11 protein-coding genes are annotated in these 9,208 nt (G+C 39.6%); 3 read left to right on the plus strand and 8 right to left on the minus strand.

Annotated features, from left to right (window positions below; all coding sequences use genetic code 11):
* Positions 1 to 116 precede the first annotated feature (116 nt).
* Entirely contained in the window at positions 117 to 257 is a 141-nt protein-coding gene (locus FM107_RS20210; RefSeq protein WP_143559470.1) for a plastocyanin/azurin family copper-binding protein, read from the minus strand.
* A gap of 283 nt (positions 258 to 540) precedes the next feature.
* On the opposite strand from FM107_RS20210, the gene FM107_RS20215 reads away from it, so the two are divergent.
* Together FM107_RS20215 and FM107_RS20220 are read left to right on the plus strand one after the other, a co-directional pair.
* Entirely contained in the window at positions 541 to 867 is a 327-nt protein-coding gene (locus FM107_RS20215; RefSeq protein WP_086948415.1) for a lantibiotic dehydratase C-terminal domain-containing protein, read from the plus strand.
* A gap of 395 nt (positions 868 to 1,262) precedes the next feature.
* Positions 1,263 to 1,487, plus strand: a complete 225-nt coding sequence (locus FM107_RS20220) for a LytTR family DNA-binding domain-containing protein (RefSeq protein ID WP_179204454.1) — start codon at positions 1,263 to 1,265, stop codon at positions 1,485 to 1,487.
* A gap of 276 nt (positions 1,488 to 1,763) precedes the next feature.
* Here FM107_RS20220 and FM107_RS10195 read toward each other — a convergent pair whose 3' ends face one another.
* The 6 genes from FM107_RS10195 to FM107_RS10220 form a co-directional block, all read right to left on the minus strand.
* Positions 1,764 to 2,375 (minus strand): RloB family protein, encoded by a 612-nt coding sequence (locus FM107_RS10195; RefSeq protein WP_086948417.1) that lies wholly within the window; start codon positions 2,373 to 2,375, stop codon positions 1,764 to 1,766.
* Position 2,376: 1 nt separating this feature from the next.
* Entirely contained in the window at positions 2,377 to 3,714 is a 1,338-nt protein-coding gene (locus tag FM107_RS10200) for an ATP/GTP-binding protein (protein WP_086948418.1), read from the minus strand.
* 512 nt (positions 3,715 to 4,226) lie between these two features.
* Positions 4,227 to 4,652 carry an organic hydroperoxide resistance protein gene (locus FM107_RS10205; RefSeq protein WP_256959460.1) on the minus strand — a complete coding sequence of 142 codons (426 nt, stop codon included), beginning with the start codon at positions 4,650 to 4,652 and terminating at the stop codon, positions 4,227 to 4,229.
* 16 nt (positions 4,653 to 4,668) lie between these two features.
* Positions 4,669 to 5,448 (minus strand): NADPH-dependent F420 reductase, encoded by a 780-nt coding sequence (locus tag FM107_RS10210; protein WP_306298647.1) that lies wholly within the window; start codon positions 5,446 to 5,448, stop codon positions 4,669 to 4,671.
* A 5-nt stretch (positions 5,449 to 5,453) separates the two neighbouring features.
* Positions 5,454 to 6,797, minus strand: a complete 1,344-nt coding sequence (locus FM107_RS10215; RefSeq protein ID WP_218778954.1) for an NtaA/DmoA family FMN-dependent monooxygenase — start codon at positions 6,795 to 6,797, stop codon at positions 5,454 to 5,456.
* Positions 6,798 to 6,800: 3 nt separating this feature from the next.
* Positions 6,801 to 7,505, minus strand: a complete 705-nt coding sequence (locus FM107_RS10220; protein ID WP_086948421.1) for a nitroreductase — start codon at positions 7,503 to 7,505, stop codon at positions 6,801 to 6,803.
* 109 nt (positions 7,506 to 7,614) lie between these two features.
* Here FM107_RS10220 and FM107_RS10225 point away from each other — a divergent pair, with 109 nt between their 5' ends.
* Positions 7,615 to 7,989 carry a helix-turn-helix domain-containing protein gene (locus FM107_RS10225; RefSeq protein ID WP_086948422.1) on the plus strand — a complete coding sequence of 125 codons (375 nt, stop codon included), beginning with the start codon at positions 7,615 to 7,617 and terminating at the stop codon, positions 7,987 to 7,989.
* A gap of 144 nt (positions 7,990 to 8,133) precedes the next feature.
* Here FM107_RS10225 and FM107_RS10230 read toward each other — a convergent pair whose 3' ends face one another.
* Entirely contained in the window at positions 8,134 to 8,913 is a 780-nt protein-coding gene (locus FM107_RS10230; protein WP_086948423.1) for an aminoglycoside 6-adenylyltransferase, read from the minus strand.
* Positions 8,914 to 9,208: the final 295 nt, after the last annotated feature.

Raw genomic sequence — 9,208 nt, forward strand, 5'->3', positions numbered from 1 at the left:
CCAGTACGGGATAAGTTATTTTTACAGGCTCCGTCATTATGAGAATGGTCAATTGTCTTTGACAGCCGTCCTCGTAATGAAGGTTTCCGACCAACCATGCGCATTTGGCCCGGCTTCTAATCGATCACGACGATCAGTCCCTGCATTGTTCCCCAATGCCCCGGAAAACTGCAAATAAAATCATAAACTTCGCGCTTTTGAATTGCGAACGTAAACTGATTCCGCTGGTACTGAACTCGAATTCTTTTTTGGAACATTTAAGGCGATTAAATCAGCTTGAGTGAAATCTATCTCAAGATAATGAAGATGTTGAAGAAAACGATAAACAGAACAACAGTTACTTCAGACAACAAAAGAGAAAAGAAAAACTAAAAAAATGATATTGTTTAATTTACACTTGGTAGAAAATGAAGGCATAATTTTATTAGGTTATAGTTTTACATTTGGTTAAAAAAAACTTACAGACATGAAATCTAAGACTACCTAGGTTGGAGTAAATTGCGAATTCTTTATTTTTTTGAGCTAATTTCCGAAATCGCATTGAATATACTGTCGGAAAGCTCCTTCGAAAAAGTAGACATAGATGCTCATTATAGAGAACACAAAGATACACTAGCTTATTTCTGTCAACACTTTATTATTCCTAAGAAACTAAAAAAAAATCAGGTAGAATATTTCGATGCTGTAAGGTCTTATCTCAATTCCGTTAACACACGTGATGTCGAACCTAGATTGCAAACATTATTGCATATGCACCTCAATAGGCTTTTTCCTCATGAAAATCTGCAACAAGAGGCAATTTGTTATTTTTGGTTCTATAAATATTATTTAAGTGTCGTCAAAAAAAAAGTAACTTATGAGTGCTAAATATTATTTTCCTTCACCAAACATTGTAGTTGTAGGTAGAACTGTAGGATCACGTGCTCCCAATAACGAAAGTTTATTTTTACCTTTAAAACTAAAGGATTTCTTGATCTTTAAGGTAAGCTTATTCTATCTCATAGCAAATAGGTTTATATTTCTAATAAAGCTATTATGCTCGCTTGTGCATTTGTTTGAAAAAAGAGGTTAGATCCTCTCCACTTTTAAAAGACTTGTAAAAGTCTTTGTCGTTTAATAATCGTTCTTTGTCAATCATAACTATGTAAGGGTTAAAAATAATCAAAAAGTTATTTCCGAAAAGATTTTTTGAGCTTAACGGCTCAAAATCTTTTCAGAATAACTTTTCTACTTACACAGTTTGTGAAACACTACCAAAAGGATTGAACAATTACATCTCCGTATACACAAAAAATCAACATATAATCACCTACATGAACTTAAAAGAAATAATCAACCTGCTCCCCGAGAATCTTTTTTGTCGAGTTCATCGATCGTATATCGTATCATTAAAATATATTCAATTTATTGATGGTAATGCTCTTTTTATAAATGAACACAATATTCCAGTTAGTGAAAGCTATAAATCACTTTTTTATAGAAATTGAAAAGGGATCGTTAAAGCCTGCGACTGTATATATTTAGGGACGGGTCATAAAGCGGAGTAATCTGGTTCTTCACCATATTTAGTCCGATACCATCCATCAGTATATGCTCCACAATCCCCGTTTTCCAATTGTGCAATTTTCCTAATCAAATCCAATACAATATCCTAACCTCTAAGAATACCAGAATTTCTTGAAACGCCAGAGCCTAATAGTAATGCGTATATCCCTCTGCTTGAAAAAATTGAAAAGGCTAAAAAGTGTAAAACATTGTCCATACTAAATCTTATAATTCTCAAAATACCATTCAAAAAAACGGTAGGTCTCGGCTCTCGGATAACGGTCACTTTGCCCATCTCTATCGACTTCGAGTTTTTTAGCGTTTGGCATTGCTTTGTCTCTTAGTTGTTGTTTGTAGCGTTCATAGATTTTCAAGCCTGTCAAATAGCGTTCACCTTTTTCATAGTTTGCAATCGCGCTCGGTTTTCTGATCTCCGTAATAACGTTGTCACAACTAGAAAACAGCTTTCCTGTCGATGAAAAATGGAGTAATATCCATATTTCAAAACATGGATTGTTTTCCAATACGGTTACTCCAGCTTGTTCCGCAGATTGCTTGGCAATACGATACTCTCCTATCTTATTTTCATCAATAATCTTATCCATGTCTATTAATGCGTAAACGTGGTCGTAATCATTGTTTTTCAAGGTAATCGCTCTTTCCAATACTCCTTTGTAGCTACCGATCTTTCTTGGATAATCAGGAAAAATATTGAGATTGGCCGGTCTATCCGTATCCCGCACATTGGCAAAATAAATACGTTCGGTCTGACCATCGCCGACCATCGCAATCGTTTTGTTGGTTCTTTTGTTCTTAGGGTGTCTGGCCATATTAGTCCACTAATGTGATGTATGGAGACCCTAAGTTTGGCTTAGCGCCCAATCTCCCCACTCTGTAAGCATTGATTAAGCTGGCATCCTTGCGCAGTATTGTGGTATCAAAATCCGCTGCTGAGAAAAGTGAAACAGATCCGTCATCTTCTTTTTCACTGAACCATAACGCGTCACGACGTATAAAATCGGTATCGGCCATCAATGAGAGGTTATGTGTGGTAATCAATAATTGAGACCTCGTTGAATTCACTAAGAATACCTGCAGAAAATGCTTCATCAAATCGGGATGTAAAGACGTTTCCAATTCGTCGATGCAGAGCAAGTGCGATCCGTGTATTAATTCATAAAGTGGGCCGCCCAAACCAAAATACCTCTTGGTTCCGCTGCTTTCCTTTTGTATGGATAATGGATATATATCGTCTTTGCCGATTTTGTGAAAAAACTCAATCTTCCTTTCAGATGGCCCGCCAAAAAACCTATCTACGTTCGCCAAAGAACCAACCGGTGACCTTTTTATGGTTTTATCCGAAAGGCTTTCCGGCCTTAATATTTGGATCGGCTGATCTGATGGTATACCGACTTGTTCGTTCCAATCAGGCACTATTACTTTCGCTATCTGATTATCCGCCTTATATAGCAATGTATCAATCCATTCGTTGATTTTCGGATTTCTATCTATTAGTTCGGCTGTAAGCTCGGTCAAATCATGCGAAGAAGTAACCAAGCCAAGAAGGTAGGTGCTAAACCATTTGTTCAGCATTTCGAGTTCTGGAATATCAACATTTGTTTTGGCATATGCTCCAAGCACGGTGTTATTATGTAATGTATTGCTTTCCAGTAGATCTTTCTCCCTTGCCGGTACCCTGACTTTGGTTCCAAACTGAATTTTTGTTAATCGCTTCTCTGGATCGGTTTGCCTTGAAAAAAGTTCTGTCGGTCGTGCCGTTTGGTAAAACACAAGTTTCTCGTTCAGAATAGAATGTTTGGTAAAATTCAAAGTATATAAATATCGGATTTCATCGACATAAAATGATAGCTCGAAATACGAAGGCTTTGAATAGGCATCCTCACAAAAAAGAAAGGGATCAAAGGAAAGCTCCTGTGCTTTGTCGCCAGCAGGAGACAAGAGGATTTTGCGTAGAAAATCAAACGCCTTTAGAATTGTAGTTTTGCCCGAAGCATTAGCCCCATAAATATAGGCCAGCTTCAACAGTTTCCGCCCATCACCCATTCTTATCTCATAAGCATCTTCCTGGATGCTATCTGCAACCTCAAAGTTAATCTCCGCCTCGTTCTTTACTGGTCCAAAATTCTTTATTTTGAGATAATGTATCATTTTAATCCTTGTTTTCTCGATATATCTACAAATATACGAAATAAAAACAAGTATCGCCTTATCTCTATTCGTCTTATTTTATATAATACTGCTCCTACAATAATAAGCTCATGTGGCACGTCATTATCGCCAAACCTATTTTTTCCGATATAACGTATGTAAACTAAAAAGCGGACAAGATAGACTGTAAAGCTATAGACGTATGAGACCGTTTGACCTTTACTTAGAAATAATCCGATTTAGTGTGTTGCTCTTTTAAGTTGTTAGCCTGACGATTGATTTTGAATGACGGCATGGCAATGGTTTTTGTTGAGGCGTTAGGCCATACGAAGATGAACAATAAAAAGAAGGGAGCACTACATTTGGAGCGGAACAGCAAGTCTAAATTCTCCGAAATACGAAGTCAGAACAAGAACTGTCCCACCTATTAATTTTTAAAATGCTAAAAAGCCATTGCAATCAAGATGAATGCATTGGCTTTTTAGCGGATCACGATCTTGGAAGGTCACATCTTAATTATTTGTCGTGTTAAGACTTACCTCAATATTATTTCTTGTGGCATTAGAGTATGGACATACCTGATGGGCACGTTCAGTAAGTCGTTGTGCTTCTTCAATAGTTACACCTGAAATATTTACTGCAAGTTCTACTGCTAATCCGAATGTACCTCCTTCAAGAGAGCCAATTGACACTTTTGCAGTAACGGATGTTTCACCCGTCTTCACCTTTTCCAGGCGAATGGTATGGTTGAGCGCACTGTCAAAACAAGCGGAGTAACCCGCTGCAAATAATTGCTCTGGATTCGTGTAATCATCATTAGCACCGCCCATTGCTTTGGGTGCTCTTACCTGTAGGTCTAAAACCCCATTATCACTTTTAACCTGACCACTTCTACCTCCGGTAGCAGTCGCCTGTGCTGTATACAAAACTTTCATCATTATTTTTTTATGTTATTTAATCTACTTTTTTTCCCATCTCATGTAAACGATTGCCGGCTAAAATTTCTTCGTATGAAGGCCAGGAATCCTGTTTCCTCAGGTTGTCCATGATAAGATCTCGGATTGCAGGCGCTTTTCCTTTTTCAGCGCTAGCAAGTGCTTGTTTTAATTCCGCTTCATTCAATTCCGTACAGTAGGCTGGTGTTCCGGGCTGCTGTCTCCAGGATTCAGCCAGATTTCCGGCGTCAACAGTATCAAAACCTGTAAGATCAACCAGTTGAGTAACTACTTTTTTATGCTCCTGGTTATCTCCGGCAATAGAAATGGCGACTCTATCCTCTGCGCCGGCGGTTGTGCCTTTGTATTTCAAGGTGCCTTCAAGCATATTATTAAACACTTTTACCAGCGGACGGTTTAGTATTCCAGAAATATACTCGCTTTCGGAAATTTGCTCTAATTCGGCAATCTCACCATCCCTAAATGGATAATAGTTTGAAGTATCCATTACCACCACATCCTGAGGTACCGCTGCCAATAAGTCTTTCGGTAGATCTTTGTATGCAGTAAAGGGCATAGAGAAAATGATGGCATCTACGTCTTTCACCACATCTTGTATGGTTGCCGCAGTCGCGCCCAGACTGGCAGCTATTTTTTCTAATTCAGGCATTGCCCTAGTGTTGGTCACTTTTACTTGGTGTCCGGCCTGAGATAATTTTTCTGCTAACAGGCCGCCTATGGAGCCTGTTCCAACAATTCCTACTTTCATAATTTTCAAATTTTTTTGTTTAAATTTTATTTATTTTAAACGCGAGGGTCAATTCCATATTGTTCCGGTGCACCAATATGCTCCCTCAGCGTTGTGCCTTCATAATCCTGGTGAAAAAGTCCACGCCCCTGCAAAATGGGAACTACCTCATCCACAAAGGCATCTATACCATCATCCAATATATCGGGCGAGATCCAGAAACCATCGCAGGCTCCCGCCTCAAACCATGCTTGCATGTGATCTGCTGCCTCAATACCCGGGCCTACGATTGCAGGATGATAATCAATGACGCCGTGCGCAATAGTATCCTGCAAACTCCAACCCTCTTTTGCAATTTTAAGGGCGTTAGCAGATCGTGGGTCATACGGGGAAGGACGGGCCGCTTCGAGTTGTGCTTCTGAAAGAGGCTCGTGCAGCTTATTCCGGTCCAACCGTATGCCAAGCATTTGATGCAGGTAAGCTACCCGTTGTGGAAGAAGATGCCCCATTAACCCTAGCCTGCGGTCAAGCGCAGTACGCCTGTCCTTAACGATGGTGGTCATCATCCCCGCGATAAACTTAATCTCATCGGGATCACGTCCATATTTTCTTGCTGCTTGACGAAAGGCGTTGCGCTGTTGTATACCGTCCTCAACCGTAAAGGCTGCGCCGATAACTACATTTGCAAACCGTCCGGCTAGCTCGTGCGCGTTGGGGCTCCCGCCGGCATGAAAGACAATAGGCTGCCCCTGTTGTGATGGCGGAATATAAAGTGTACCCCTGGCACTTACGTAATTGCCTTTGAAATTAACGGTAGCAATCTCATCATGCTTTGCAAACTGTCCGCTTTGCTGGTTATGCACCCATGCATCTTTCCCCCAGCTTCCCCAAAACGACTGAACAAGCTGAACAACTTCGTGTGCACGTCCATAGCGGTCCTCGCTGGATGGAATGGTTTGCCCATAGATTGCCGCTACATCATTACTAGCAGAAGTAATGGCGTTCCAACCGGTTCGACCATGGCTCATGATATCAAGTGCCTTAAATTGCTTTGCCAGTGTGTAGGGCGCATTAAAAGTTGTGGAACCTGTGGCTACTAGGCCAATGCGCTTGGTTTCCCTTGCCACTGCAGCCAATGTCATCATCACATCAAGGTTGAAGTTTGGCGCATCAGTTTCAAGAAAAGAGGTGTTATCGGTAGACGGGCCGTCGGGCAGAAATATAAACTGGAATTTGCCCCGTTCTGCCGCCTGCGCTTGTTTCACGCGGGCATCATAACTCGTATAACTAGTGGGATCGACACCCGGCGCACGCCACGCTCCCGGTTGAAAGCCGTATCCGTTCCCCGAGGTGAGACCGATGAGCATTTTTTTATTGCTGCCATCTTTCATTTTTACCATATATTATTGATGGAAAGTGACATTGTTACTAATTGGATCTCTCCCTAATTTAAACGAATTGCCTGCTGCATTTGGATCGCCATAACCAAATGAAATTCCAAACAACATTTTAAACTCGCTCGGCACATTCAATATTTCTTTTATAGTTCCAGCAAAAAAGCCGAGCGCTGTTTGGGGAATACCTGCAAGGCCGTGCGCTGTAAGTGATAAGAGAAATGTCTGCCCATACATCCCTATATCACCGCCAACACGTACATTATCGCCAAATGACGGCATGAATGGGATAGCAAGATGTGGGGCATTAAAGAATTTATAGTTTAGATCTGAAACTTCTTTTCGCCCTTCTTTGTCATCACGTTTAACATCAAATGCCTCATACATGGTCTTACCCAGGTTAAAGTAACGCTCTTTATAACGATCGTGATACTCATCTGTATCAAAGCTAAAGTCTGGAGTAAACCTTTCTGCTTTGTTCACTCTTAGTATAGCCTCAGAGAGTTCTTTAAGTTTATCTCCCGATACTATATGCGTTTCCCAAGGCTGGGTATTACAATTTGATGGTGCTAACTGCGCATCCTCTAAAACCGAAGTAATCATATCATCGGGCACCGGTGTCTCTAAAAAGCCGCGACACGATTTTCTTAAACGTAGTACTTCATTGAAAGTATAGGTGCCTGGATGTTTTTGTTCTAATGTTCCTATTTCCATATTGACGGATAATTTATTTTAATTTAAGATACAAAATTCCGTAAAAAACACTTTACTTTGTATAGTCCTTTCCTAAAGGAAAGCGAATTATTATTTTCAAAAGACTTTTATGGCAGTAAAAAGAGGATATAACGATTGCATAAGTACCATTAAACCGGTGCGAGACTTTTTAGACGTGATAAGCGGCAAATGGAAATTGCCGATCATTGTCTCTATCGGGGTAGGCAATGATAGGTTTGTTGATATCCAGGAGAGTATTCCGGGCATTACGCCCAAGGTGCTAGCTAAAGAACTAAAGGAGCTGGAGCAGCATAAACTTGTGAAAAGAACGGTAGTAGCAGATTATCCCATAAAAATCAAGTACACTCACGAGCCTTATGCAGATACTTTAACGCCGATAATTTATGCAATGAAAGACTGGGGCATTAACCATCGAAAAAAAATTTTTGGTGATATCGAAACAAAAGCAGATAACTCAAAATAAATGCAGTTTATAGGCTTCCTACGATGTTTAATCGCTTTTTAGATTTACCGAGTAGACAGAGAACCATTCAAGTGACAAAATATTATAAAGATAATGGAATTGTCAGTAATCAATTACTGTCCAATTCCATTACTTCATACGGAGCTACATTTCAGCTCTTATTTCGTCCAAAAGGCTTACTAAATCTGTTGGCGCTTGAAGTTTATTGAACAACTCCAGAGTGAGCATAAAACATTGTTGATAAGCATCAATCAAGCTTCGTTTTTCTAAGTTTGCCGTGCAGTGGGTATATTTCTTATACCAATATGCAGGCAGGTCTTCCTCTGCTTTCTTGGCTGGGCTTTCCCAGTGTTTAGTAGAATCAACCTCAATCCTTATGAGCCAAAGAATGTATTTATGAACATAAAACAAGCTATGATGGGCATGTGCGAGTTCACCCCGCAATAGAAGGTTTCTGGTATGCAGCAGGCTGTTAATTGCCGAATTGCATATCCATTTAAAAGATTCTAAAGAGCTACGATTGGGGCTATCTTTGTCTAAGTTAATTAATATGGCAGATAGTTTACCATCCTTATCTACCAACGACATTTTCTCAAAGTATTCAAAAGAGATTAAACCAACCCACGATTTTAAAATACTCACTTCACTTACCGGAAGAAAATGAAATTCTCCTCTGATTAAATTTCTAAAAATTGCTACTTCCGAACCAAACTCATTGATAAAAAAAGTGTGCACATGTTCTATTGAATTAACCCAGCGATAGCGATCAAATTCAATATCAGGGTTTAAAAACACGTAAAACTCTATGTCTGAATAAATATCACCTTCATCTTTGACGAAGGATCCATACATGAATACCGCTGATATGGCATCGTTTTTTTGAGCCCACAACTGGACTTTCTCAATCATTTCTAATTGAATCATATTAATAAATATTTAAATTTTTAAAAAATAGAAAGTTTATTTCCGATAGGATCGAAAATACGCCGGGAAGGCACTAAAGGGGTCTTTATCTATTTGTTATTGCGATAGCCATGCTGCAAAAATAAGTAAAATCTATTTCCGAAAAAAATATTTTGGAATTGATGCTACCCGATTTATATAACCGCTTTTGGCGTTTTCTATCAGCATGCGACGAACGTGGAGAATAGATATAGCGAGGCGGTAATCATCTTCTTTTGTTCTTACTTCTCTTTCCGGAAAACAAATATCGAACAAA

This window comes from Sphingobacterium sp. JB170 (assembly GCF_900163865.1).
GTDB lineage: Bacteria > Bacteroidota > Bacteroidia > Sphingobacteriales > Sphingobacteriaceae > Sphingobacterium.

Coding starts and splice junctions, on each gene's coding strand:
- FM107_RS20210 (WP_143559470.1), bottom strand. CDS start 257: ATGTTCCAAAAAAGAATTCGAGTTCAGTACCAGCGGAATCAGTTTACG.
- FM107_RS10195 (WP_086948417.1), bottom strand. CDS start 2,375: ATGGCCAGACACCCTAAGAACAAAAGAACCAACAAAACGATTGCGATG.
- FM107_RS10200 (WP_086948418.1), bottom strand. CDS start 3,714: ATGATACATTATCTCAAAATAAAGAATTTTGGACCAGTAAAGAACGAG.
- FM107_RS10205 (WP_256959460.1), bottom strand. CDS start 4,652: ATGATGAAAGTTTTGTATACAGCACAGGCGACTGCTACCGGAGGTAGA.
- FM107_RS10215 (WP_218778954.1), bottom strand. CDS start 6,797: ATGGTAAAAATGAAAGATGGCAGCAATAAAAAAATGCTCATCGGTCTC.
- FM107_RS10220 (WP_086948421.1), bottom strand. CDS start 7,505: ATGGAAATAGGAACATTAGAACAAAAACATCCAGGCACCTATACTTTC.
- FM107_RS10225 (WP_086948422.1), top strand. CDS start 7,615: ATGGCAGTAAAAAGAGGATATAACGATTGCATAAGTACCATTAAACCG.
- FM107_RS10230 (WP_086948423.1), bottom strand. CDS start 8,913: ATGATTCAATTAGAAATGATTGAGAAAGTCCAGTTGTGGGCTCAAAAA.